This window comes from Saccharibacillus qingshengii (genome assembly GCF_013185195.1).
GTDB lineage: Bacteria > Bacillota > Bacilli > Paenibacillales > Paenibacillaceae > Saccharibacillus > Saccharibacillus qingshengii.
In genome coordinates this window covers 1-25367 of the sequence record NZ_JAAZWC010000012.1, presented here as the reverse complement: position 1 = coordinate 25367, position 25367 = coordinate 1, and the positions used below count along the sequence as shown (strand labels likewise).

General features: G+C 56.3%; 22 protein-coding genes. 13 read left to right on the top strand and 9 right to left on the bottom strand.

From position 1 onward, the window contains the following. Window positions 1-142 precede the first annotated feature (142 nt). From melA to kdgT, 7 genes are all read left to right on the top strand, one after another. A complete protein-coding gene (gene melA, locus HRQ60_RS12055) occupies window positions 143-1474 on the top strand; it encodes an alpha-glucosidase/alpha-galactosidase (protein ID WP_172196077.1) in 1332 nt (443 codons plus the stop codon). A gap of 178 nt (window positions 1475-1652) precedes the next feature. After that, the gene (locus HRQ60_RS12050; protein WP_172196076.1) at window positions 1653-2693 is read left to right on the top strand and encodes a C40 family peptidase; all 1041 of its coding nucleotides are present in this window, start codon (window positions 1653-1655) and stop codon (window positions 2691-2693) included. 91 nt (window positions 2694-2784) lie between these two features. Continuing rightward, window positions 2785-3117, top strand: a complete 333-nt coding sequence (locus HRQ60_RS12045) for a hypothetical protein (RefSeq protein ID WP_172196075.1) — start codon at window positions 2785-2787, stop codon at window positions 3115-3117. Between the two features lie 316 nt (window positions 3118-3433). Then, window positions 3434-4477, top strand: a complete 1044-nt coding sequence (locus HRQ60_RS12040; RefSeq protein ID WP_172196074.1) for a cache domain-containing protein — start codon at window positions 3434-3436, stop codon at window positions 4475-4477. Then, window positions 4413-5267, top strand: a complete 855-nt coding sequence (locus HRQ60_RS24010) for a helix-turn-helix domain-containing protein (protein WP_172196073.1) — start codon at window positions 4413-4415, stop codon at window positions 5265-5267. The genes HRQ60_RS12040 and HRQ60_RS24010 overlap by 65 nt, the downstream gene beginning before the upstream one ends. Before the next feature lie 131 nt (window positions 5268-5398). Next, window positions 5399-6412: a tripartite tricarboxylate transporter substrate binding protein gene (locus HRQ60_RS12030; RefSeq protein WP_172196072.1), complete on the top strand. Its 1014-nt coding sequence runs from the start codon at window positions 5399-5401 to the stop codon at window positions 6410-6412. A gap of 40 nt (window positions 6413-6452) precedes the next feature. Further along, a complete protein-coding gene (kdgT, locus tag HRQ60_RS12025; RefSeq protein WP_172196071.1) occupies window positions 6453-7472 on the top strand; it encodes a 2-keto-3-deoxygluconate transporter in 1020 nt (339 codons plus the stop codon). 109 nt (window positions 7473-7581) lie between these two features. Here kdgT and HRQ60_RS12020 read toward each other — a convergent pair whose 3' ends face one another. From HRQ60_RS12020 to HRQ60_RS12010, 3 genes are all read right to left on the bottom strand, one after another. Beyond that, the gene (locus HRQ60_RS12020; protein WP_172196070.1) at window positions 7582-7875 is read right to left on the bottom strand and encodes a putative quinol monooxygenase; all 294 of its coding nucleotides are present in this window, start codon (window positions 7873-7875) and stop codon (window positions 7582-7584) included. A gap of 35 nt (window positions 7876-7910) precedes the next feature. Further along, window positions 7911-8549, bottom strand: coding sequence for a nitroreductase family protein (locus HRQ60_RS12015; RefSeq protein WP_172196069.1), 639 nt, complete (start codon window positions 8547-8549; stop codon window positions 7911-7913). Window positions 8550-8671: 122 nt separating this feature from the next. Continuing rightward, window positions 8672-9097 carry a MarR family winged helix-turn-helix transcriptional regulator gene (locus tag HRQ60_RS12010; RefSeq protein ID WP_172196068.1) on the bottom strand — a complete coding sequence of 142 codons (426 nt, stop codon included), beginning with the start codon at window positions 9095-9097 and terminating at the stop codon, window positions 8672-8674. Between the two features lie 223 nt (window positions 9098-9320). On the opposite strand from HRQ60_RS12010, the gene HRQ60_RS12005 reads away from it, so the two are divergent. Both HRQ60_RS12005 and HRQ60_RS12000 read left to right on the top strand, forming a co-directional pair. Beyond that, window positions 9321-9662: a magnetosome magnetite crystal formation protein family gene (locus tag HRQ60_RS12005; RefSeq protein WP_172196067.1), complete on the top strand. Its 342-nt coding sequence runs from the start codon at window positions 9321-9323 to the stop codon at window positions 9660-9662. Between the two features lie 89 nt (window positions 9663-9751). Continuing rightward, window positions 9752-10009 (top strand): DUF6953 family protein, encoded by a 258-nt coding sequence (locus HRQ60_RS12000; RefSeq protein ID WP_172196066.1) that lies wholly within the window; start codon window positions 9752-9754, stop codon window positions 10007-10009. Window positions 10010-10118: 109 nt separating this feature from the next. Here the strand turns inward: HRQ60_RS12000 and HRQ60_RS11995 are convergent, their stop codons facing one another. Beyond that, window positions 10119-11471 carry a glucoamylase family protein gene (locus HRQ60_RS11995; RefSeq protein ID WP_172196065.1) on the bottom strand — a complete coding sequence of 451 codons (1353 nt, stop codon included), beginning with the start codon at window positions 11469-11471 and terminating at the stop codon, window positions 10119-10121. A gap of 161 nt (window positions 11472-11632) precedes the next feature. Then, window positions 11633-13234, bottom strand: coding sequence for an ATP-binding protein (locus tag HRQ60_RS11990; protein ID WP_172196064.1), 1602 nt, complete (start codon window positions 13232-13234; stop codon window positions 11633-11635). Window positions 13235-13581: 347 nt separating this feature from the next. Here HRQ60_RS11990 and HRQ60_RS11985 point away from each other — a divergent pair, with 347 nt between their 5' ends. After that, complete coding sequence (locus HRQ60_RS11985) at window positions 13582-16221, top strand: YhgE/Pip domain-containing protein (RefSeq protein WP_172196063.1); 2640 nt, start codon at window positions 13582-13584, stop codon at window positions 16219-16221. Window positions 16222-16384: 163 nt separating this feature from the next. Next, complete coding sequence (locus HRQ60_RS11980; protein WP_172196062.1) at window positions 16385-16939, top strand: TetR/AcrR family transcriptional regulator; 555 nt, start codon at window positions 16385-16387, stop codon at window positions 16937-16939. A 56-nt stretch (window positions 16940-16995) separates the two neighbouring features. Here the strand turns inward: HRQ60_RS11980 and HRQ60_RS11975 are convergent, their stop codons facing one another. The 4 genes from HRQ60_RS11975 to HRQ60_RS11960 form a co-directional block, all read right to left on the bottom strand. Further along, on the bottom strand, window positions 16996-18516 hold the full coding sequence (locus HRQ60_RS11975) for an HD domain-containing phosphohydrolase (protein WP_172196061.1): 1521 nt from the start codon (window positions 18514-18516) through the stop codon (window positions 16996-16998). 150 nt (window positions 18517-18666) lie between these two features. Continuing rightward, window positions 18667-19104, bottom strand: coding sequence for a MarR family winged helix-turn-helix transcriptional regulator (locus HRQ60_RS11970; RefSeq protein WP_246281291.1), 438 nt, complete (start codon window positions 19102-19104; stop codon window positions 18667-18669). A gap of 244 nt (window positions 19105-19348) precedes the next feature. Next, complete coding sequence (locus tag HRQ60_RS11965; protein WP_172196060.1) at window positions 19349-19900, bottom strand: hypothetical protein; 552 nt, start codon at window positions 19898-19900, stop codon at window positions 19349-19351. A gap of 188 nt (window positions 19901-20088) precedes the next feature. Then, a complete protein-coding gene (locus tag HRQ60_RS11960; RefSeq protein WP_172196059.1) occupies window positions 20089-20796 on the bottom strand; it encodes a hypothetical protein in 708 nt (235 codons plus the stop codon). A 192-nt stretch (window positions 20797-20988) separates the two neighbouring features. Here HRQ60_RS11960 and HRQ60_RS11955 point away from each other — a divergent pair, with 192 nt between their 5' ends. Together HRQ60_RS11955 and HRQ60_RS11950 are read left to right on the top strand one after the other, a co-directional pair. Next, window positions 20989-22230, top strand: a complete 1242-nt coding sequence (locus HRQ60_RS11955) for a DUF445 domain-containing protein (RefSeq protein ID WP_172196058.1) — start codon at window positions 20989-20991, stop codon at window positions 22228-22230. 263 nt (window positions 22231-22493) lie between these two features. Beyond that, a complete protein-coding gene (locus tag HRQ60_RS11950; RefSeq protein ID WP_172196057.1) occupies window positions 22494-25175 on the top strand; it encodes a copper amine oxidase N-terminal domain-containing protein in 2682 nt (893 codons plus the stop codon). The last annotated feature ends 192 nt before the right edge of the window (window positions 25176-25367 follow it).

Genomic DNA, 25367 nt, shown 5'->3' with positions numbered 1-25367 from the left:
TGATCATAGTCGCTTAAGGATTTTGGCAAAAGCTATTCTTCATACATTATAACAAACAAACCTGCCATTACTCCATGTCTTCCTGTAAGCGCTACCGTTATAGTAAAAGCAGAAACGGCAGCCAAAAACGGGAGGTAAAAACATGCAAAAGATTACGTTTATCGGCGCGGGGAGTACGGTTTTCGTACGGAATGTGCTGGGGGACATCATGATGACGCCGGCACTTCAAGGGTTCGAGCTGGCTTTGTTCGATATCGATCCGCAGCGGTTGGGCGAGTCGGAGACCTTGCTTCGTGCCATGAAGAAGACGGCAGGCAGCCAGTGCGGAATCCAGGCGTACACCGACCGCAAAGAAGCGCTGCGAGGAGCCAAATACGTCATCAACGCGATCCAGGTCGGCGGTTACGATCCGTGCACGATCACGGATTTCGAGGTGCCGAAGAAATACGGGCTGCGCCAGACAATTGCGGATACGCTGGGGATCGGAGGGCTTTTCCGCAATCTGCGTACGATTCCGGTCATGCTGGATATCGCCGCGGATATGCGCGAAGTCTGTCCGGACGCCTGGTTCCTGAATTACACGAATCCGATGGCGGTGCTGACGAACGTGATGAACACGGCGGGCGGGATCAAAACGGTCGGGTTGTGCCACAGCGTCCAGCACTGCATCCCGTCGCTATTCGAGAATCTGGGCATGGACCAGACGGATGTGCGGGCCAAGATCGCCGGCATCAACCATATGGCCTGGCTGCTCGAAGTGACGCGAGGCGGCGAAGATCTATATCCGGAAATCAAACGGCTCGCCGCCGAGAAGCAGCAGGAGAAGCACGGCGATATGGTGCGCTTCGAGCTGATGAACCGGTTCGGCTATTACGTCACGGAATCATCCGAGCACAATGCCGAGTATCATCCTTACTTTATCAAAAAGAATTATCCCGAGCTGATCGAACGCTTCAACATTCCGCTGGACGAGTATCCGCGCCGCTGCGTGAATCAGATCCGCGAGTGGGGCGAGGTGCGCGACGGCTTGATGCAGAGCGAATCGCTTACCCATGAGCGCAGCGTCGAATACGCTTCGTATATTCTGGAAGCGATGGAGACGGACAAGCCGTTCAAGATTGCGGGCAACGTGATGAACAACGGGTTGATCCCCAATCTGCCGCAGGATGCGTGCGTCGAGGTACCGTGCCTGGTCGACGCTTCGGGCGTGAACCCGACCTATGTCGGTGCCCTGCCTCCGCAGCTCGCTGCGCTCAATCAGACCAATATCAACACGCAGCGATTGACGATCGAAGCGGCTCTGACAGGGAAAAGAGAGCATGTGTACCACGCGGCGCTGCTCGATCCGCATACGGCGGCCGAGCTGTCGATCGACGACATCGTATCGCTGTGCGACGATCTGATCGAAGCGCACGGCGATTGGCTGCCGCAGTTTGCCGGAGAGCGCCGGCAAGCTTCGACGAGCCTCGCCTGACGCAATCGGCTGCATCCGTAGCAGGAAGCCCTCGGGCAAGCCTGCTAGAAGTCCGCAGATTTTTCTGCGGACTTATTTGCCGTTTTCGACTGTTTTTACCCGGAGCTTCTGGTACACTGGGGTCAAATCCAACGTCGGCCTTTTTCAAATCAATACGGAAATGAGGACTTTTACATCCATGAACAGGTACAAAAAAGGCTTCCTGTCGCTGCTCGCCCTGCTGCTGCTTCTGCCGCTGCTTGCGTTTCCCGGAGCACGCGCGGCCGAAGCGGCCGTCTCCGCCAACGGCGGAACGCCCAAGACCCGCACCGTAATCGGCGTCTCGGTCGCCACGCTGTGGAAGTCCCCCGGTCTCGCGCGTTCGATCGACGCTCCTTCGCTTGCGGCGCCGGTCGACATGAAGGCCTGGACGCAGGCCATGAATACGACGGCCAAGCGCAGATGGCTGACCGGCAAGACCGAGACGCAGGCGCTGTACGGCCGCGAAGTGAAGATCGTACAGACGAAAGGAAGCTGGTCGCAGGTTGTGGTAACCGACCAATCGACTTCCAAAAGCCGTTACGGGTACCCCGGCTGGCTGCCTACCGCGCAGCTTCGGACGGTTTCGGCCGGAGAATGGACCGGCACCTCGGCCGCGGAAGTGGTCATAAGCGCGAAGACGACGACTTTGTACAAAGCGGACGGCAAAAGCCGGCTGCTGGATCTCAGTTTCGGCACCCGCCTTCCGGTCGTATCGGCGGCGGGCGAATGGATGCAAGTGCGGACGCCGCAGTACGGGACCGCGCGCGTCTCCGCCAAGGACGTCACAGTCACGGCACCGGGCACACCGGCTTTATCTCCGACAGGTGCGCAGTTGGTCGAGACCGGCAGAGCGTTCCTCGGTCTGCCTTACCTGTGGGCGGGAACATCCGCTTACGGCTTTGACTGCTCGGGCTTCACGGGTGCCATTTATGCGTATTACGGTATCCCGCTGCCGCGCGACGCTTCGGAGCAGGCGCTGGCGGGTAAATCCGTAGCAAAGCCCGATCTGCAGCCGGGCGATCTGATGTTCTTCGCCCATCAGAACGGCAGAGGCAGCGTGCATCACGTCGCGATGTATATTGGGGACGGGAAGATGATGCATTCGCCAAAAGCAGGCAGAACCGTTGAGATCATTCCGATCTCCACCGCCGGGTACGCGAACGAATTCTCCGGAGCAAGACGCTATCTGAACGATTAAAAAAAAGAAACCGATCGCCGGGCTCCCCGTAGTAGAGGGCAAGAGAAGCTTTCCATATGCTTTTATCCCATATCGAACAGGAGAGAATACAATGAAAGTATCGAGAATCTTGATGTTGGTTGCGGCGGCCTGCGAACTGCTGCTGGCGGTCCCCCTGCTGGGCGGCTGGTTCGTTCTGGCAACCGGCTGGGGCGCGCTCGGATTCATGTTCCTGCTGCATCTGGTTACCCTGGTTATGGCGGCCCGCGATCGCGTACCGTATTACGGCCCAATCGTCGGTCTTGTCACTTCCGCGCTTGGATGGGTACCGTTCCTGGGCTGGGCTCTTCACCTGGCAAGCGGTATCGCCCTGCTGGTCAACGCTTTCCACGGCCAGCAGCGCCGTGACGTCGACCGTGCCGATGCGCAGCGCCGTTACTACTAACAGCCTGACCCGGCTTGAACAAAGCCCGATTGCAAAAACGGCTGGGAACTTCCCAAACGAATAGGATTTTCTCGGCAGCCTGAACGCTTCTCCTGACGGAGAAGCGTTTTTTGGCGTTTTGGACAAAATCCGGATCTCTGCAAAAGCGTTTTCCCAAAAAGAAGCGATTCAGCCGTCATAATATGAAGAAACTCACAGGGGAAGCCTGCTGGAATATGGCAAACTGTAAGTATAAAATGTAAAAATTTATACATCAAAATTTGCAGCTATTTATAGATCGGATACGCCGCGATTTTGCAGGGAAGGATGGAAAAGGATGTCCCGTTTTCTTTTTCGATATACGTTCAAGAACAAGCCGCTGCGCCTGATTCTACTGCTCACCGCCGGGCTGTCTGCCCTGGTGCTGCTGGTGGCGCTGTTTTCTTATCACCATTACCGCGAAGCGCTGGATCAGGAGATCAATACGCCGAATGTGGAGCTGCTGCAGATCAATGCCGATGTAACCAACCGCGAAGTGCGTGCAGCGGACAGCGGAGCGGTAGATGCTTCGTTTCACGCTTCGATATTGGCCCTGTTGAACGCTTCGGCCGGAGAGCAGCCCGATTTTGCAAAAGCCGCGCTCGATTATTTGCAAACGTTATCGCTGCAGTCGGAAATTCGCGGAATTGCGGTCGTCGACTTCACGCATGGGTCCGTGCTGTCCAGCGCCTACGGATACCGGACCGACTGGAACCTTGCGCCGGACCGGGGCTGGTCGCCCTGGATTCGGGAAGCGGAGAGCAAGCCTCTGCTGCTGAAACGCAGGACGCTCGAAGAAAAGGGAGCGCCGTCGACCGAACTTCTGTCGGTCGTTCGTCCGGTAGCGCAGAACGGACGGACGATCGGTGCCGTCATCGTCGATCTCGATTATGACGCGTTGTTCTCCAAGATGTACAGGCACCCCAACAGTTATCAATATGTATATGATCTGGACGGTCATCGTATTTATCCCAAGCTGGACGATCCGGTGTCCCAGGGCGAAATGGAGCGCGTTATTGCCCAGATTGATGTCAGACCGTTCGAATACGTGAAGCTGGACGGTCAAGATTATCTGGCCAATCAGGCTTTCTCCGACGTAACCGGCTGGCGTATGGTCTCGCTCGTGCCGATGGATCAGCTGCTCAAAAACGCCAAGATTGCGCGCAACGCTCTACTGTCGCTGGCGTTGGTCTCGGTACTTGCCGACGGGCCCCGAATCGCTTTCGATCGGCGAAGGCACCGCGGATATCGTGCGTGCCCTGCGGGAATTTCTGGGTGTGTCGGTGTCGGCGGGGTGGTCGGGACCGGGGGTTGGGGCGGCGGGTCTCCCGCTGGCGTATGAACAAGCCGGTACGGCGCTGAATGAGCGGCTGTATGAAGGTTACGGACGAGTCCATGCGTATCTTCCGCTCGAACGCCGCCGCCTGAACGGCGAAGAATGGGCGGCCCAAACGGCAGGCATCTTGGAAACGGGAGATGAAGCAAGAGCCGCCGGCTTGATCTCCGGCTGGGTGGATCAACTTCGAAGCGAGCCGGCAGCAGCGGAAGACGTCTATACGGCGGCCGATGCCCTGCTGCGGCGAATGATTCGCCTGGGCATGGACAGCGGACTACCGCTGTCTGCGGAACTGGCCGACTATACCCGCCGCCAGGTCGAAACGCTGGAACTTTCGGAGATCGGCGATCTGCTGGAGCGGCAGGCTCGCCTTGTCGCCGAGGCTTCCGCCGGCCGCCGCTTGTCGAGAGAACGTCGATTGACCGAAGAAATGAAGCAGTATATGCGTGAAAATCTGGCTTTGAATATAGGGGTGCAGGATGTAGCCGAACGTGTCGGGTTGGGCGTTTCTTCCGTCAGCTCCATCTTCAAGGAAGAAACGGGCAGTACCGTTTACGAGTATCTGACCCGACTGCGCATGGAAGAAGCCTGCAGCTTGTTGGAGCATACCGGCATGAAGATTGCGGAGATCGCCCTGCGCACGGGCTACAGCAACGAGAACAGCTTTATCCGCGTGTTTCGCAAGCTCAAAGACGTTACACCGGGCAAATACAGGGAGATCGGCAGATCCTCCAAAGAGTATGCAGATCCTCCAAAATCGCAAAACGGCGTTTCTGGAGAGCGCATGGAAGAATGAACGATTGTCGATACAGGGCGAACGCAGCTAGACTGTGATCAGCGGCCCGTACCGGAGCCTGACGGGCAGAGCGTTCAATCTTCCAAAAAACCTTGTGAAAAAAATCGCAAGAAGATGGGGGTTGAGAACAAATGAAGACAGGTTCGGCACGTACCCTAAAATACGTGGGAGTGGCGCTGCTGCTGGCAGCCTCGATTGCGCTGGGCGTTTCATTGTTGGACCGGACCGGTACGCAGGAAGAAACCGCCGAAGGATTTCCCAACAGGCCGATCACATTGATCGTTCCTTATTCGGCCGGCGGCGGAACGGATACGATGGCCAGAGCGCTGGCCCGATCGGCGGAGCGGGAACTGGGCCAACCGGTAACCGTCGTAAACCGTACGGGCGGAGGCGGAGCGGTCGGATTGATGGAAGGCGCGGAAGCGAGAGCCGACGGTTATACCGTGACTTTTATGGTATCCGAATTGACGATTCTCCCTCATCTGGGCCTGCTGCCGGTCACCTATCGGGATTTCAGACCGATTGCGCAGACCAGCCTCGATCCGTCCGCGATTACGGTCCGTGCCGACGCCAAGTGGACGACCGCTGCCGAATTTTTGGCCGATGCCAAAGCCCATCCGGGCGAAATCAAGATGGGAAATGCCGGAACGGGCAGCATCTGGCATCTGGCAGCCGTCACGCTGGAGCAGGGAACGGGAGCGGAGTTCCGCCATATTCCTTATGAAGAAGCAGGTCCCGCGGTATCCGCTCTGCTCAGCGGCTTTGTGGACGCGGTGCCGGTGAGTCCGGCCGAGGTCAAGCAGGAGGTCCGCGAAGGCAAGCTCCGAACGTTGGTCGTCAATGCCGACGAACGTTCGGAAGCGCTGCCCGAAGTTCCCACCCTGCAGGAAGCCACGGGAATGCGTACCGATTTTGCGGGTACGTTCCGCGGGCTCGGCGTGCCCAGAGAAACACCCGACGCGGCAGCCGCTTTTCTTGAACGCGCTTTCATCAAGGCCGCTCAAGATGAAACTTTCCGGAGCGAGATGGAGAAAAGCGGGTTGGGACGGCGGGTCCAGGGAGGTCAAGCCTTCGGGCAGCAGCTGCAGGAAAGTCACGACCGATTTGCCGAGATGATTCCGGAGCTTGGGCTCAGCCGGAATTAACGGCGAACCGGAACATCCGAAATCGAGGAAGGTGCACAAGATGAAAATCAAAAAAACGATCGACAAGATTCCCGGCGGCATGATGCTGATTCCGCTGTTCCTGGGAGCTTTGATTCACACGCTGTGGGGCGGGGCCGGCGAATATTTCGGTTCTTTCACCAAAGGAATGATGACGGGAACCGTACCTATCCTTGCCGTCTGGTTTTTCTGTATGGGAGCTTCGATCGATGTGCGGGCGACCGGCACGGTACTGCGCAAATCGGGGACGCTTGTCCTCACGAAGATTGCCGTTGCGTGGGTTGTGGCCTTGATTGCCATGCAGTTCCTGCCGGTCGGAGGCATAGAAAAAGGATTCTTCGCCGGATTGTCGGTGCTTGCGCTGATCTCCGCCATGGATATGACCAACGGCGGGCTGTATGCTTCGATTATGCAGCAGTACGGAACAAAAGAAGAAGCCGGGGCTTTTGTATTGATGTCGCTTGAATCCGGTCCGCTGATGACAATGGTCATCCTCGGAAGTACCGGTATGGCCGTATTCGAACCGCATACTTTCATCGGCGCCGTACTTCCGTTCCTGGTAGGCTTTGCACTCGGCAACCTCGACCACGATCTGCGGGCTTACTTTGGCAAAGCGACCCAGACGCTTATTCCGTTCTTCGGCTTCGCGCTCGGGAGTTCGATCGACCTGACCGTCATCTGGAAAACGGGTCTGCTGGGCATTCTGCTGGGTGTTACCGTCATTATCGTGACCGGTATTCCGCTCATGCTGGCCGACCGTTTTATCGGCGGAGGCAGCGGCACGGCCGGACTGGCCGCTTCGAGTACAGCCGGAGCCGCCGTGGCCAACCCGATGATCGTCGCAACGATGAAACCGGAGTTTATGCCGGCGGCGGAAGCGGCGACGGCGCTGGTCGCAGCGTCCATCATTGTCACTTCGATTCTCGTACCGATCCTGACCGCCTACTGGGCGGATCATGTCGCCAAGAAAAAAGGCCTTCGTCCGGGCGCCGGTACCGGTCCGTCGGGCCCGATTGCATCGGCCGCCGACAAACCGGCCTGATCGAGGCCCCCGCAAAAGCGGCATAAAACCGCCCAAAAAGCCCTTCCCGAACCCGGGAAGGGCTTTGGTTTGACGGCCGCTGCAGAGCGGCGTCAGCGCAAGCGGAGTCTTAGGACAGCACTTGTCCTTCAAACGCTTTGAGGTTCAGCGGAGCCGTGAGGTACTCGGCTGCCGTAGCGGCGAAAGCCGTGAAGTGAGCGCTCTTGTTGTGCAGAGCGACCGCATCTTGTCCGGTCCAGACTTCGACCATGGTATAGACGTTTTCCTGACCGACCGCTTTGTGCAGGTCGTACGAAATATTGCCTTCTTCAGCCTGCGAAGCCGTAATCACCGGAGTGATGCCGTTCAGAAAATCGGCTTCTTTGGCCGGATTTATATGGAAAGTGGCGTGAATGATAATCATTGAAATTCCTCCTTGATTCTATTGGAAAGAACGGCTTAGCGCCATTCGGTTGTGCGCGTAATATCCAGACGGGCCGAAGAATGACCTTCTTTGGCCGCTTTGCCGATCGAGATCAGCATGATCGGTACATGGCGTTTCGGATCCATGCCAAACGCTTCGGCCACTTGTTCTTTCTCGTAACCGCCGATTGGGTTGGTGTCGTAACCATGCGCGCGGGCAACCAGCATGAACTGCATGGAGACCAGGCCGGCATCGATCAGGACGGAATCGCGTTTCATTTCAAGCGGCATCGCGTCAAACAGCGGCAGGTAAGCGGCGAGCTGCTGGTTTTTGACGTCTTCCGGCATATAGCCGAGCGCTACGGCTTTACCGAAAATTTCTTCGGCATAATCGGTGAAGTTCAAATCGCCGAACACGGCGACAACAGCCGAAGAAGTCTCAACTTGGTTGCCGTTGAATTTGGCCAGCGGCAGCAGTTGGGCTTTGGCTTCCGGGCTTTCGATCACGACGAAGCGCCAAGGCTGCATATTGACCGACGAAGGAGCCAAAGTCGCTTCTTCGAGCATTTGGGTCATTTCTTCGCGGCTGATCTTAACGGAAGAATCGTAATAACGAACGGAACGACGGCTTTTGAGGACTTCCAGGAAATCTTGGACTTTTTCTACACTGCTCATGGGAGACAGCTCCTTTGGATGAAGTTTGCGGCGTATGCGCCGGTTGGTTGTATACGATGGCTTGCAAAGTGAAGCTTGGTTCCGGCCGGACCGGGAGTGGACTCGCAGCCCGACGGCCCGGATTAAAGGGTCTCGGCGTTGCGATGCATCCGCTCCAGCATGTTCGCCAGCAGCCGGCGTTCTTCGGCGTCGAAGTCGGCCATCAGCTTTTCGGTCAGCAGCGATTTCTCCCGCAGGAACCCGTCGATATGGGCCCGTCCGTGCTCGGTGAGCCGGACAAGCGTAATCCGGTTGTCCTCGGGAGAGCTGCGCCGGGTGACGAAGCCGTTCGCCTCAAGCTGCTTGAGATGGCGAGTGACGGCGGCTCCATCGATCCCGAGCGACTTCTGCAGTGCGGTCTGGCCGATTTCTTCGGCGGCAAACAGTTCCTGCAGCAGTCGGAAGCGGGATGTACTGATACCGGCGCAGTCCGAGAATGCGGTACTGATCCGGGTATTGAGCAGCTGCAGCTTTTCCAGGATGCACGATTCGGGTGTGGTTGGATACATTCGCAGCCTCCCCTTTCTGTTAATCATTGATCCCTCAATGCTTGACCCGTCAATAAATGTAAAACGGATACTGAAAAAAAGCAAGCACCTAATTAAAAAAATATAAATTTGAAATGAAACGCAATACTTTCGCTGACGTATATCGGCTTAGACAACAGGCGACGAGTGTACAAGCGTCCGGGATTCCCACATGCGTTTTTCCAAATCGAGAGGAGATCGAATCATGCACACCCCCAATCCAAACCTGCCAGACCCGCAAGCCGATCCAAGGGATATCGAAGAGAACAAAACGATCGGCGCTCTATCGTATCTTCTGTTCTTCCTGCCGCTGCTGGCCGCCCGCAATTCCCGCTTCGCCATGTACCATGCCAATCAAGGGCTGCTTCTGCTGCTGGCGCTCGTAGCCGGCAATATTGTCCTCAGCATTATTCCGGTTATCGGCTGGCTGCTGATCCCTCTGCTAAATCTGGTCGGATTCGTGTATCTGATCCTCGGCGTCATGAACGCGGTGAACGGCAGAATGAAACCTCTTCCGCTTATGCCCAATATCGAAATTCTGAAGTAAGCACGGAAATCGGAAATCGGGTATAGTAAAAGGAAAAGCCGTTCGTGCCCAAGTTGGCAGAAGTATCGGACTGATGCAGGAGGATTCAAATGAGCGAGGAACAACAAACGGGGGCAGCTGCCCGTCAGGTTGCCGAATGGATGGTCGAAGAGATTCGATTCCGCGGCATTCTGAGGCAGGAAGAAGCGATCGCGCATGTTCGGGAACATTTCGGCGAGGCGTTCATTTTCGTCAATGACAATGGGAACGCATCGCTGGAAAAGGAAGTCAAAAAAGAGTTCCGCAAGCTGCACCGCGGACAAATCGCTTGGGACCGGGACGGGTTTATGTGGGCCTGGATCGGATAGAACGAAGAAAGCCGCCGGAGTTTCCGGCGGCTTTTTGTGTGGCTGGAATGACGTAGACGCGGGAAGGGGAGTGAAGAGACGGACTCTTTTTCTTGACTCCGGATCCGAATTACTCAATCGAGAAAACTTCTTTTTCCAACAGTTCTTCCGGCTTCTGGCCGATCGGATCGCTGTGGAAATAATTGCGGATCAAGCCGTCTTTGGCATAATTGGCGATCGAGATCATGATCATGCCTTGGTCGAGAGCCAGATAGGCTTTGGCGACTTCTTTGGTCTCCATGTTGACGGAGTCGTATAATCCGTATTTGCCCATCATGTCCATCTTTTTCAGGACTTTGATATTTTCGCGGGCCTCTTTCGGGGCGTAATCGAGAGCCAGGAAAGTGGCATGCGCCGTGACCGTCGTGCTGTCTTTGTAGCCCGAGATGCCCAGAGGCGCAGCGGCGAACTCGCTGTATCCGGTCGGCGTGGCGGACGGCGAGAATCCCCATGCCGGATAACCTTTTTCTTTGGCGTAAGCGATCTGCAGGTCCACATGGCGCTGGTTATTCAATCCGAGAGCCCGGGTGCCCAACTCTTTTTCTTTGAGTACCAGGCCCGGCATCAGACCTTCGAACATGCTGCCGCCCCAGCTTGGGACGAACTTGGTGCCTTGATACGTATAATGGCCTTCGAAGACGTCCACTCCGTCGTAATTCACGGTTTCTCCCTCGGGAATTTGCGACTGCCAATCCCATTCTGGCGGCATCGTGCGGTAAATTTTCCACCAGTGCTCTTTCGGAACGTCGCCTTTGCCGATCGCGATGTAGCTGGCTACCCGCGGTTCGGTATAGAACGTTCCGTAATGATGCTCGGTCAGTGCGCCTTTCGCGACGTCGTAACCGCCGCGGAATTGGCCGACTTCGGGATCGTACAGCTTGGCATAGTCCATCTTTTCGACGAGTTTGCTCGTCTGCCCGTTCAGTTCCGGATAAGCCTGACCGACCACGATCAGACCCGCGGACAGCCATCCGTTATCGACCTGGGAGATAAACTGGCCCCAGTCTTTTTTGAGAGAAGCGTCTTCCGTGTTGTACCAGTTGTAGAACAGGCCGTTCCATGTATCCATCTTCTCGAGCGAAGCCAACGTCGTTTTTAACCGGGACAGCGCTTCTTTTTTCGTGATCAGCTTCATCTGTTCGGCGGACACGGTACTCATCATATACATGGAGATATTGGTAGGAGAGGTTCGTTTGGCTTCCTGTTCGCCTGTATCCGTCATTCTGACCTCGTCGGACGTCAAACCCGTTTGGGCATCGGTAAAGTCTGTGAAGTACTTATAAGTCTTTTTGGAGAGCGCTTTCAATTCCGAGGTGAATCCGGCCGGTTTGTCAGAAGTTTGGGCGTAAGCCGCAGGCGTCAAGGACAAATGGGCAATCAGGGCAAAAGCGAGAACCCAGCTGAACGTCTTCACTTTTCTCATGGTGTTCTCCTTCCGGTTTGGTTTGGCAATCAACACTTGTATATACCCTTCTCCAAGCGGCGGTGACGCCGAACAGATAGGACTATCGCGAAATCAAAATAAAGAAAAGGGAATTTCGAATAAATTCAAAATTCTCTTTTCTTTACAGAGGATCAAACGAATCAGTGGGTCCGGAAGCGCACGTAGAAAGCCGTACCTTCCTTGCCGGTCGACAGATCGATCGACGCGCCGTGTTTGTTGGCAATGCTGAAGCAGATCGCCAGACCGAGACCGGAGCCGTTTTCTTTGGTTGTATAGAAAGGCTTCCAGATCTGCTCCACGACATCGGCGGGAATGCCCGGACCGTTGTCTTCGATCACCAGTACGGTACGGTCTTCCTGCATATAGGTCTTCAGCTGAATCCAGCCGTTCTCGCCTGTCGCTTCGAGTGCGTTGCGGACAAAATTCAGGATCAGCTGGGTAATCTGCTTGTCGTCCACTTCGATCGATTCCACCGGAGTGAGATGGGTTGTGATCATCTTGCCGGTCACGGAAGCGTCGGCTTCGATCAAAGGCAGGATCTTGCGGATCAAATCGTTTAGATTCTCGCGCTTGAGTTGGACCATATGGTCTTTGGCAAGCGAGAGGAACTCGGTGATGATCTGATTGGCGCGGTCGAGTTCTTCGATCATGACCTGCAGATAGGCGGGTTCCAGCGTATTCTTGCCCTGCATGAGCATCAGCTGCAGGAATCCGCGGACGGTCGTCATCGGATTGCGCACTTCATGCCCGATGCCGGCGGCCACTTCCCCGACCAGGTGCAGCTGCGACAGACGCTGCAGTTCGTGTTCGTACTGCTTGTGTTCGGTCAGATCGCTGATCATCGTCAGCAGAAGCAGTTCTCCGTTGAAGTCGAGTCGGACCGTCCGGAGGATACAGACTTTCTCTTCCCCGGCATGGTTGGTGAAAGTGATCTCCCGGCTGATGCCTTCCGGAACGGTCGACGATTCATCCGGCTCGGGAATCTGTCTCATCAATTCGTTGCCGCGTATCAATTCGCCGTAGCGGGTATCCATCTCGAGACGCGTAATGCCGAGCAGCAGCAAAAAAGCATCGTTCGCTTCAATCACTTCACGGTCTTCCAGTGTCGTAATAAGCATCGGATGGGGACTTGCGGCGAAGATGGCAGCGAAACGATTCTCCGACGACGACAAGAAACGGTTGGTTTCGGCAAGCACCGCATTTTGTCGTTCCAACTCTTCGAACCGGCCGATTCGCGCGAAAGCGTGTTCCAGCTGAACGGAGATCAGATGCAGCACTTCCAGTTCGGTCGGATCGAACGTATCGCCGGTGCGCGAACCGAAGCCCAGCGCGAACGGACGGTTTTCGTCGAGTACGATCAGAGGGAAGCAGGCATATCGGCGAACGCCCATTTGACGCAGAATCCGCCCGTGAAAATCCGTCGTTTGCTGTACATGTTCTGAAACATAAGGAGCTTTGGACTTGATGACGGTGCCGCAGATGGTCTGGCCTTGATCGAGCGAGAGCAGGGCTTCCGCTTCCGAATCGGTCACACCGCGGTGGTGGATCAGTTGAAGCCGGTAAGGGAACCGCTCTTCCACCCAGTAATTCAACAGCAGATCCACACTGAAATAACGGCTTATGCAATCAAAGACATGCGTCAACAGCTGCGAAGGCGTTTCGCTGAACAGCATGCCTGGCTGAAGTTCCGTCAACACTTGATATTTTAGCTTCAGATCGGTCTCCCCGGTACCCGGATTCAACGAAACTCACCTCATTTGCTCATACTTTCCACATACGGCAATTATAACATCGGTATTGGAGGAAAAGTAAACGACAATCCGCCTGCTTCATAAAAATCATTCAAAAAAATGAAAAAAATCTTATTAATGTAAAAGAAGTTCTACATAGCCGGCCTCTCGCACACGATAAAAGAGAGGGAAGAAAGACTGAAAAACGTTGAAAAGGGATGAAAAGAGTTGTATTTCAATCAAAATGTGATATACTTCTCATCAGTACCGAATGACCCAAATGTTTTTTTGGTCATTTTATAGTCGGATGCTCGATATTCAAACCGCTCGAAGACAGATGGAAAGGGGCAAGACCTACGATGTTCAAATCGGAATGGAAAAATATTTTGAAGCACCGGATGACGATGCTGACCGTAATCGCGATGCTGTTGGTCCCGGGACTGTACGGCCTGTTCTTCCTCTCGGCCTACTGGAATCCTTACGGGCATACGGATCGGTTGTCCGTAGCCGTTGTCAACAGCGATAGCGGAACAAACTACGAAGGCAAGCGGTTGGACGTGGGCAAGGACTTCGTGGAAGGCTTGAAGGACAACGACTCGTTCAAATGGGTCGTCACCGACAAGCAGGAAGCGATCCAGGGCCTGAATCACGAGAAATACATTATGGTGATCGAGCTTCCGAAAGAATTCTCCAAGAATGCTTCGACCCTATTGAACGATAATCCGCAAAAAATGAAACTGGATTATTATACGAATGCGGGCATGGGATATTCGTCGGCGCAGATCGCCAAATCGGCGATTAAGGAAGTCAATGAAGAGATTGCCGAGCAGGTGACCAAAGAGTACGCGACAACCGTATTCGCAAGTCTCAGCGAACTGGTCGACGGGCTCAAAGATGCCGACGACGGAGCGAAGAAGCTGGATGACGGCGCTTCCGACCTGGCGGACGGCTCGCAGAAACTTGCGGACAACCTGAAGAAACTGGCCGCGAGCAGCGTCTCGTTCCAGGAAGGCGTAAGCGATCTGCAGGCAGGTGCCGGAACGCTCGGCGCAGGGATTGTCAGCGCGGCATCCGGCGCGCAGAAGCTGGATGACGGTCTGGGAACTTTGTCGGGCGGCGCACAGAAGCTGGACAGCGGTATCGGTACGCTGTCGGGCGGCGCGCAGAAGCTGGACAGCGGCATCGGCACGCTGTCGGGCGGAGCCAAGAAGCTGGATGACGGTCTGGGTACGCTTCAGACCGGTGCCAACGGACTGCAGAGCGGTGCGGCGAAACTCGGCGAAGGCTTGAACCAGCTCAAAGGCGGCGCGGATACACTGTCCGGCGGCTCCAAGAAGCTGGAGAGCGGAGCGCAGCAGCTGAATCAGGGGCTGGGTCAATCGAACGCCGGATTGCAGCAGCTGCAGGAGCAGCTGACTCCCTTCGCGGCAGGTATGGATCAGCTGAACGCAGCGGTTCAAGGCCTTGGCGGACAAGCTTCGGCGGCCGTCGACCAATTGGGTGCGGCGCAGCAGCAGCTCCAGCAGAAAGCGGCGGCCGTCAAGCAGCAGCAGGAAGCTCTGGCCGCTTATGTTCAGGGAAGTTCCACGATCCCGGATGCCGACAAGCAGAAACTGCTGTCCATGATGGCTGAAGCTTCAGCCGGCTCCGGCGACGCGGCATCGCAGGGCGGAGATTCGTCGAAGCTGCAGCAGTCGCTCGGACAGCTGGATCAGCTGGCATCGAGCACCGCCCAATTAAACGAAGGTGCGCAGCGGATTCAGGCGGCGGTCGGTCAACTGGCCGCCGGACAGGGACAGCTGCTGGAAGGCTCTTCGACTCTGGCAGCGGGGCAGCAGCAGCTGACCGAAGGGCTCGGCACGCTGTCGGCCAAACTGGGCGAAGCCGAGAGCGGATCGAAACAGTTGGTTCAAGGCGCTTCTGCTCTTGCAGGCGGAGTTGGCCAGCTGAAAGACGGTTCGGCCAGTCTGGTGAGCGGCGCGGATCAATTGAAGACCGGCTCGTCGAGCCTGGTCAGCGGGGCGGATCAGCTCAAGACCGGTTCTTCCGCCCTTGTGAGCGGAACCGGGCAGTTGAAAGGCGGCTCGCACGATCTGGTCAGCGGCCTCGGCCAACTGAAGGACGGAGGCGGCCAGCTGGTCAGCGGTTTGAGCAAGCTCGGCGGTGCGACCGGCGAACTGAGAAACGGCGCCGGACAGTTGGCGGACGGCTCGGTAACGCTGAATAACGGCGTCGGCGATCTTAAGGAAGGAACGAACGAGCTGTATACCTCTTTGGCGGACGGCGTCAAAGAAGCCGGCGACGTGAGTACGGACGACAAGACGTACGAAATGTTTGCGCAGCCGGTAGAGCTTCAACATGACGACGTGCACGATGTGACCGAATACGGCGAAGGCTTGGCTCCTTATATGATGACCATCGCGCTGTTTGCCGGGGCGCTCATGTTCTCGTCGGTCTACCCGCTCAAGACGCCGCAGATCCGGCCGCGTTCCGGTTGGGCCTGGTTCCTGAGCAAGTTCAGTGTCATCGTATTCATGGCGGTTCTGCAATCGGCTATTCTGGACGCGGTGTTGATCGGGATTGTCGGTCTGCAGGTACAGAGTCTGTGGCATTTCTACGCGATTACGTTGGTGCTCAGTCTGACCTTCCTGTCGCTGCTGTTCCTGCTGTTCGCGGCTCTGGGCAAAGTCGGTCAGTTCATCGCTTTCCTGATCCTGCTTGCACAGATCGGCGGCAGCGCGGGCACGTTCCCGAAAGTACTGACACCGGACTTCTTCCAGGCGATCAATCCTTATCTGCCGGCCACTTACGGGATTCGCGCGCTGCGCGAAGCAGTCTCGCTCGGCAACGATTGGGGGTACTTCTGGGCGCAGCTTGCCCATGTCGGTCTGTTCGGAGCCGTGTTCCTGGGATTGGCTCTGCTGGTGTTCCTGTTCAGCAATAAACGGATCAAGACGGGGATCGAAGAAGAGCAGGATCTTACGCCGGCTAACGCCTAACGCCGTATGCACCGCCGCGGGCGGCGTGCCTGCCAGTCAGATCGGCGAATAGGCAAAATAGACACGAAAAAGCTTCCCGCGAGCGAGAAATCGGCTTCGCGGGAAGCTTTTTTTGCGGGATAATGGAAGCAGATGCAGAGATCGAGATAACGGAGGGGACAAAATGGAAACCAAGAGACGCCGGATTCTGGAAGGGGCCATGCTGTGTTTCGAACGCTTCGGATTCCGGGGAACGACGATCGGAAGCGTAGCGAAAGCGGCACATGTCAGCAAAAGCTCCATTTACAGCTGTTTTGAAAATAAGGAAGCGCTGCTGATGGCGATCGTCGAAGACATTCTGGAAGACCTGCTGGCGGAATCGGACCGGGTGTGTCTGCCCGGACAGCCGCTGAAGGAAGATATCGACCGCACGTTCGACGCGGTGATCGCGCTGCGGGAACGCCATCGGCTGCTGGTCGGCATCTACCGGGAAGCGCGGCAGTCCGGCGCACACGGGGTGCTGGAGATGCGCAAAGCGCTCGAAGAAGGCATTATCCGGTATATCGAACGGCTGGTACGGCGGCATGAAGCGGACGGGGAAACGTTCCGCCTGGAGCCGAAAGTCATCGCTTTTCTGGTCTACCGCTCGTATTTGCAGCTGATCTACGATTGGGACGATCTGTACGAACCGCTGCCGCCGGAACAAATCAAAAACGCGCTGAACGCTTTTGCCCTGTAGGGCGGCGTTCGGCGCGTTTTTTTGGCTCGGTGACATGAAAAGGCCGGGGTTCCGGACTAGGCTTCCGCCCGATAAGGCTCCGGCTGTTCTTTTTCCTGATAAAAAGCATCGATAAAAATCTGGGCATAATACGGGTCCCACTGGGTGCCTTTGCCTTCGGACAGGATCGAGATCGCTTTCTCGAGGCCCATTCCGCTGCGGTAAGGACGGTCGGAAGTCATGGCATCGAAAGCGTCGGCCACGGCGATGATGCGTCCGAACTTGGGGATCGCATTGCCGGCGAGCCCATCGGGATAGCCCCGTCCGTCGTACCGTTCGTGATGCGAGCGGACCCCCGGAAGCAGAGGTCCCATCATCTCGGCGGGTTCTACGCGTTTGAGGATTTCTTCGCCAAGCGCCGGGTGCTTCTTGATCTGCTCGAATTCGTCGTCGGTCAACCGGCCTTCTTTGAGCAGAACATTGTCCCGAACGCCGATTTTGCCGATGTCGTGCAGCAGAGCCGTTTTGTTCAGCAGATCCAGCTCTTCGTTTTCGAGTCCGGCCCCGCGTCCGATCAGCAGCGAATATTCCGCGACGCGCTGCGAATGACCGGCGGTATAGGTATCCCGGGCATCGAGTGCCGCGGCCAGGGTCGAGAAATAACTCTGGAGCAGCTGTTCGTTGACCTGCTGCCGCTGCGACAGTCCCTGCACCATGTGGTTGAAACCGGAGACGAGGCGGGAGAATTCATCCGAGTACAGATCGGAAGCCCGGACGTCGAGATCGCCGGTCTGGACGGCGCGAAGCGCTTTTTCCAGATTGCCGATCGGCTGGCGGACGCTTCGGCTGAGCAGCCAGGCGCCGAGGGAAGAGAACGCGATGCCCGATACCAGGATCAGCGAAGCCCACTGCCAGTAGTCCTCGACCAGAGGCGAATTCGTAACGGTCAGCCGGATTTGGGTAGCGAGAACGAAAAAGAACAGCGGGAAAGCACCGATCGAGAACGCGCTCAGTTGGAACTTGCGCTGCGTCGAGACGATGACCCGGCCGTCGAGCGAAACCCGCACCCCGTATTTCTGCTCGCCCGTTTCGCTGACCAGCCGAAGCAGGGGGCGAATCGCCTGATCGGTCAGAAAGTATTCGATCAGCGCATGCATACCGGCCACAAGCACCGCGCCGGAAGCGGCGATCCCGATATAATAAAACGGCAGTTCGACCCATCCGATCTGGATAAACAGCAGGGTAAGAAGAACGGCGGGAACGGACAAACCAAACAGATGCGGGCCCATGATCCGCAGCACCGACAGCGCCGGCAGACGGTGGATTTGGACATAGGCGTTCCGAATTTCGTCCAGCGACGGATCATCCTGCTGAAAAAGCCCGCGGATCGGCCGGACCTGCCGGGCGAATGTCAGCAGTTCCAGAGAGATCATAATGAGGAAAGAGACGATAAGTACGATGAAAATGCGGTCAAATCCGCCGATCGGAAGCTTGAGCGCCGAAGAAATGACGGCACCTCCCACGCAGAGAACGGCCAGCACCGACCCGACGATATAGTTGCGCACGAGCCGTCGTAAAAAGCGCCGGTATTCGGTCATTGGAATTCCTCTTTTCTAAACAAAGCTGAAAACAGTGTTCATGCTTGTTATCGGCTGGATACGCGGCGGTCGTTACAGCAAATCGGTCTCCCATGCGCGGGAATGAAGAAAAGCGGAGAGTGAATCTTGTGCGGATAAGGCAAATAGGAGTTATCGATAGCTGTCGACGCTGGTCATCAGTGTTCGAATCGTTTCGTTAAGCGCAGAAATCTGCTCCACGTTCAGACCGCTGGACTCGACCATCGAAGCCGGGATGCAGTTGGCCTGTTCCTGAAGTTCGAGGCCCTTGGCGGTAATGCGTACGGTGACGATCCGTTCGTCCTGCTGCGAGCGGCTGCGCTGCAGCAGACCGGAAGCTTCCATTCGCTTCAGCATCGGAGTCAGCGTACCGGAATCGAGACTGAGCACCTGGCTCAGTTCTTTGATGCTGCTCTCCTGGCGGTCCCAGAGAACGAGAAGAACGAGATACTGCGGATAGGTCAGGTTCAGCTCGTCGAGCAGAGGCCGATACATCCGGAAGATCGCCCGGGAACAGGCGTAGAGCGAGAAACATAAGTGGGAATCCAGGGCAAGTCGTTGTTGGTCCATGAAGGTACCGATCCTCTCAATTATAAAATGGCTCATTCCTTTAGCATTTTATATTTCGAACAACATAATTGCAATAAATTATAGAGGTAAATCGAAATAAAAGGCATACGCCTATATTCGGTAAAGTTCGACAAGAAGTGAAGGGGAGCGGCAGGCAGAAGAGGAAAGCGCAGCAAAAAGCGGGCCGCCGATGCGGCCCGCCGGAAAAAAGCAGAAGAAAAACGGGGCTTTGCAGCCTACACAATTACTGCAGGCCGTCCATGTACTTCTCAAAGCTGCCGATAAACACGTTCAGCTTGGCTTTGCCGGACTTGAGTTTGGCTTGTCCCGCTTTGTAGGTGGTCCAGTTGATCTTGGATCCGTACAGCGACTTCTTGATCAATTCCATCCCTTGAAGCTGGAGCGAAGCTCCCTGCAGATAGTAGGAGTGGATCTTGACCAGTTCTTTGCCGGTCGGCTTGATCTGTTTCAACTGGTAATAGAACTTGCTGTAATTCGGCACCACGACACTGTTGAGCGTCTTGTATACGGATTTGCGGTTCGATTCCGATACCGATTGGATCGAATTGAACGCATCCGCGGCAGTGTCTTCGTACTTCACGATTGCGTCCATGCGATCCGCGTAATCGAGCGCTTCCATCAGTTCGGGACTGAGTTCGACTTCCTGCTCCGGTGCTTGTTCAGGTGCCTGTTCGGCGGGAGCGGATACCGATTGCGCCGCAAAAGCGGAAGCCGGAATCGAGGTGGAACCCAGCAGGGCCAGAGACAGGGACAATGCTCCCCATTTTTTCATCATTCGGACAACCTCCTCTATATGTATCGAAACGGAAGAGAATCCGAAAATTCCGGATTCTCCCTAACTGTGTCCATTATAAGCCCAGCAGGCGCGAATGCATAAAAATTTCCATCATTTGAATCGTTAGACATGGGGAGGCTGGCAGGCTGCGACCGAAGAACCGGTGCAACAGGCAGGGGTGACGGGAATTAGTCCGAAGAAGGGGAAGCGCCTGCGTTCGAACGCATCCCTACCTTGCCGTGCAGGTAATCGAAATCGCCGCGGAGGCGGTCGCGTACGGACTGCTCCTGTTCAAAGGAACCGCGGTTCGCGCGTTCCTGCAGTTCGCTGCGGAGACTTTCTTTGAGGGCGTCGTCCGCCGTTCCGCTTGTCAGCGCCTCAAAACGTTCCTCCCATTCGCTGCCGATCTCGCGTGCGTTCATGACTTCGTAGGCGACAAGTGCCGCGTCCTTGCGAACCGCCGCACTTGCACCGAGCGCGTTAAGCCGGCTGCTCAGGCTGATCTCGTTATGTTCGCGCACCAGCGCGAGCAGCGCCCATTCGTTCTCGTTCAGCTTGGCGGCGATCGCGCCGAGCATGCCCGATTCCTCGACGATCCGGTTGGCGTTGAGTTCGGCATCCAGCAGCGGACCGGTATACCCGCCGATCAGACTGCCGACGGGGCCGCTCATGACGGAGACGATCGAGTCGATCAGATCGTTTGTCAGATGATGCGTGTCTTCTTCGTCGCCCGCGAACCGGAATTCGCGCTCGGAGACGATTTTTCCCGACAGCTTGCGCAGGATCACGGCCTGAAGCACCGAGTATTCGTCCGTTACCGGATGCGTGCGAAAACGGCCGAGTACGGCCTCAAGGGGCTGTTCCTGTTTGAAGGTGATGAATACGATATTGTCCATAACGGTTCCTCATCCTCTCGTCCTGCCCGGCAGTGCCGGATTTGTCGGACTTTGCTACTCTTTTTATAACGTGTTTTTTTGCGTTTCAATCATCCGCTGTACTAAAATGAATAAGGAAGCGCGGGATTTCTGGTGCGCGGACAATGTTTGGACACCCGATATACAATTTCTATAGAAGCAAGGGGGATGACAATGGGATCGAAAAATTTGGCGGGGATCTCGCTGATCGTGATGGCCGCGGGCTTCGTGATCAGCTTGTTTCTGCCTGAAAACGTCTGGACTTTTCTTCTGATCGGCGGTTTCGAAGCCGGTCTCGTCGGCGGTCTGGCGGATTGGTTCGCCGTAACGGCTCTGTTCCGGCATCCGCTCGGCATTCCGATCCCGCATACGTCTCTGCTCTTGAAGAACAAGAGCCGGATTGTCGAATCGCTCGTTTCGGCCATGGAGACGCAGCTGCTCAACAAAGAGAGCATCATCCGGCAGCTGCGCAAGCTCAATTTGATTCGCGGAGCTTCGCGGATGCTGACCCGGATGATGTCCCGCAAGCGGACCCGGGAGCAGGTGCTGGATTACGTGGCCGAAGCGATCGCCAAGCTGCCGCTGGACAAAGCGGTGGAACCGGTACGCGAAGCGGCGGAGAATTATATTCGCGGCGTGGACGCGGCCGGTCTGGCTGACCGGGCGCTGACCAAGCTGCTGAACGACAGCTACGAGATCAAGCTGTTCGATTACGCGTTGAGCGAAGCTAAGACCTGGGCGCAGCGTCCCGAAACCAAAGATACGATGGGGACGCTCGCCATGGACCAACTGTCGAATGCCAAAGTCGGCGGTTTTACCGGGTTTGCTTTTCAGGCATTCGCCGGCATGGTAAACGAAGACAAGCTGGGCTCCATGATCCAGACCATGCTGGTCGCGGGCATCGATTCGCTGCTGGACCCTTATGGCGAACAGCGTCTGGCGATTCTGCGCGAAGTACGCGTGAAGCTGTTCGAAGCCGCGGGCGATGAAGAGAAGCTGGAGTATGTACGCGGACAGGTGCTCGAAGTGCTGCATGAAGACAGCACGGCGGCTTTTATCCGCGAGAATCTGGAGAAGCTGCGTGAATTTGCGCTGGAGAAGACGGCCCAGGAACGCGCCAACGGAGGCCGGATCGTTTTCCGTCTCTATGCGGCCGCGGTACGCGGGATCGCTTCCGAACCGGAGCGGATCGAACTCTGGGAAGAGAAGACGCGCGGAGCGATCATGGAGTTGGCCGAGAACAATCATTACCGGATCGGCCAACTGGTTCGGGATAACGTGGAACGGATGGACGACGAGCAGCTGGTAGAGATGCTGGAGGACAAGATCGGGAAAGATCTGCAGTGGATTCGCGTCAACGGCGCAGTCTGCGGTTTCCTGGTGGGTATCGTGCTTTCGTTGATCCAACTGTTCTAAAAAGCGTCTGGATTTTCCGGGCATCTATACGAAGAAGGTCTGAAAAAGGTGCACCGCGCCTATTTTTCAGGCCTTTTTTTGATAGACGAATTATCGGCTCAATCTCCCGTAGGACGCGGGGTTTATCATAAATTATAAATTTGTTTGGGAGAAATTCGGAAATAATGGCAACCTTTCGAATGTTTCATGCGTCAAATATTAGGAGTAAAGAAAAAGAGGTCCAAAAAAATCCAGCCGAGGTTTCGGAAGGGAGATTGAAAATTATGAAGAAGATCAACAAAATCAGCGCGGCTTTGCTTGCCGGAGCGCTTCTTATGCCTGCGGCACTGCCGCACTCTGCAGACGCAGCGGCATCCAATATCAAAATCTTTATCGACGGGGTAGAGTTGAAATCGACCCAGCCGCCGATCGCCCAGGGCAGCCGGACGCTTGCGCCGCTGCGCAGCATCTTCCAGGGGCTGAATGCCAAAGTCAACTGGAACCAGAAAACGCAGACGATCACCGCCTACAAAGGCAGCAACACGATCGTACTCAAGATCGGTTCGAAGGTCGCCACGGTCAATGGACAAAAAGTTGATCTCGATGTTCCCGCCAAAGCCATCAAAGGCAATACGGTAGTTCCGCTTCGGTTTATCGGCGAATCGCTTGGACAGGATGTACGCTGGAACGCCGCTTCGCAGAGCGTTATCATTACCACTACCGCGGAACTGACGGCGCCTACCGCCGTTACGGCGCGCAGCCTCGGCCAGTACGGAGACGGACGCGACCTGCAGGTATCGTTCAACAAATCTTCGGATGAAGGGTATGTCGATCATTACCGTCTGTTCGTCGTGAAGTCGGGTACGCCGTTCAATGCGTCCATGGCTACTTCGTCCGGCAACAACTACACGACGGTCCTGCCGACAGGCGCCAATCAGAACGTGACCCTGGCGGCGAACGCTACGGACAGCAAAGGTGAAACGCTCAAGTCCGGTCAGGCTTACCAAGTATATGCCGTTGCCGTAGGCAACACGTATGCGGGCGGCCAGATCGAACTGTCTGCGGCTTCTTCCGCCGTCACCTTGAGCGGAGGCACGGCAGCAGGTACCGCGACGGCCGTCAAAGCGACCGATGTAGGCGACTACAGAGACGGACGCGATCTTACGGTCAGCTTCGCGAAAGCCCAAGACGAAACGGGCATTTCCGGCTACCGCGTATTCGTGGTCAAGACGTCCGATGCGGCTTCCTTCAACCAGACTGCGGCGAATGCCGTAGCCGCACAGAACTATACGCCGGTTCCCAAAGGTTCCGCTTCGCCTAGCGTGACGCTGACCGGGCAAAGCCGCGATACTTCCGGCAGCCTGCTCCAAAACGGCGTGCCTTACACGGCCTTCGTAATGGGCGTGAGCGCTTCTAACACGCCGGCAAACAATACGCTGTCGGCCGGATCCGCTTCGGTGACGCTGGCCACTTCCGGTTCCGACGTATCCGCGTCGAACGTAACCGTGAGCGACGTGAGCGATTACGGCGACGGACGCGACCTTCGCGTCATGTTCGACCGCGCCGCAAACGAAGCGAACGTGAATCAGTACCGCGTGATGGTCGTCAAGGATTCGAAAGCTGCCGGATTCAATATCAATTCGGCCAATGCCACAACCAGCGCCAACTATACGGCTATCAATAAAACAGGCTCCAACCTGGTGCAGACGCTGAACGCTTCCGTACGCGATACGGACGGAGACGCTATTCGCAACGGCGTCGCTTACCGCGTGTACGTACTGACTGTAGGTTCGGGCACTTCGACCAGCACCAACGTGCTGTCGGGCGTGTCGCAGCCGATCACGCTGGGCGGCAACAATGTAGGAACCGCGTTGACTCCTGCACTTAGCGATTCCGGCAATTCCGGAGACGGACGCGACCTGCTCGTAACCTTCGGACGCGCATCCGACGAGAGCAGCATCTCGGAATACCGGGTGCTGGTCGTGAAGTCTGCCAGCGCTTCGAACTTCAATCTCTCGTCCGCTCTCGGTGTACCGGCAGCCAATTACACGGTACTGCCGCGGACCGGTTCGAACCAGAGCACGTTCCTGAACTCGTCTACCCGCGACGTGAACGGCGAGCCGATTCGCACAGGCGTTGCTTACCGCGTGTTCGTCCTGTCGGTCGGATCGGGTAACGCGAGCCAAAATGCCAACTTCGCTCTGTCGGGCGTATCCAATCCGGTGACGCTGTCCAACGGTTCCGCCGCTGTCGGCGTAACGGATGTGACGGCAGCAGTCAAGAGCATGACCGGCAATGCCAGTGACGTCGAAGTGACATTCACGCGGGCTTCCAGCGATACGGATGTCAAAGAATACCGCATCCTGGCGGTTCCTTCGAGCCAATCCGGATCTTACAGCCTGGCGAATGCCAATGCGGCTTCTTCTTACACGCCTGTAGCTGCGGCCGGTACCGGTCAGGTTCGTCAGGCACTGACTTCAGGCAGCCGTGATGTAAACGGCAATCCGATCTCGAACAACGGAGCTTACCGCTTCTACGTCCTGACGGTATCCAATAACGGAGACAACCTGCTGTCCGACCGTTCGAACGAAGTGACATTGAGCGAAGCCGGCGCACCGGCGGCAACCAATGTCAGAACGTCCGCCAGCGGCCAGACCGTTACGGTAAGCTTTACGCCTCCGACCAACTCGGCCGGCACCGCTTATTACAACGTGATGCTTGTGCCTACAAACAGCGCTTCCTCGTTTACGGTAGGTCAGGCCAATAACGTATCCGGTGCGAGCCTCAAGTATTCGACCGGCGGCAATGTAACCTTTACGGTCAACAACGACCGTGACGCTTTCAACAAGCCGCTGCAGGCGGGCGTGCAGTATCGCGCCTTTGTCCTCTCGGTTGCCGACGGCGTTCGTGCCACAGGCAACGGACTGTCCGAAAATGTCAACAACGACTTCTCCCTGACCAATTAATCGGGGATAAGCCGGGAACGCCGACCGTACACGCTGCGATTCGTTCCGAAGAAGCTCCCGGACTCTGTCCGGGAGCTTCAGGCTGTCGAGAAAGTCCCATTCGTGTGAAAAGCTTGTCGGCTGCGGGAGAAATTCGTTAGCGGATGCTTACGATGTGCCTTTCTTTGAAAGGCTTTAGGTCGCGTGTTGAAA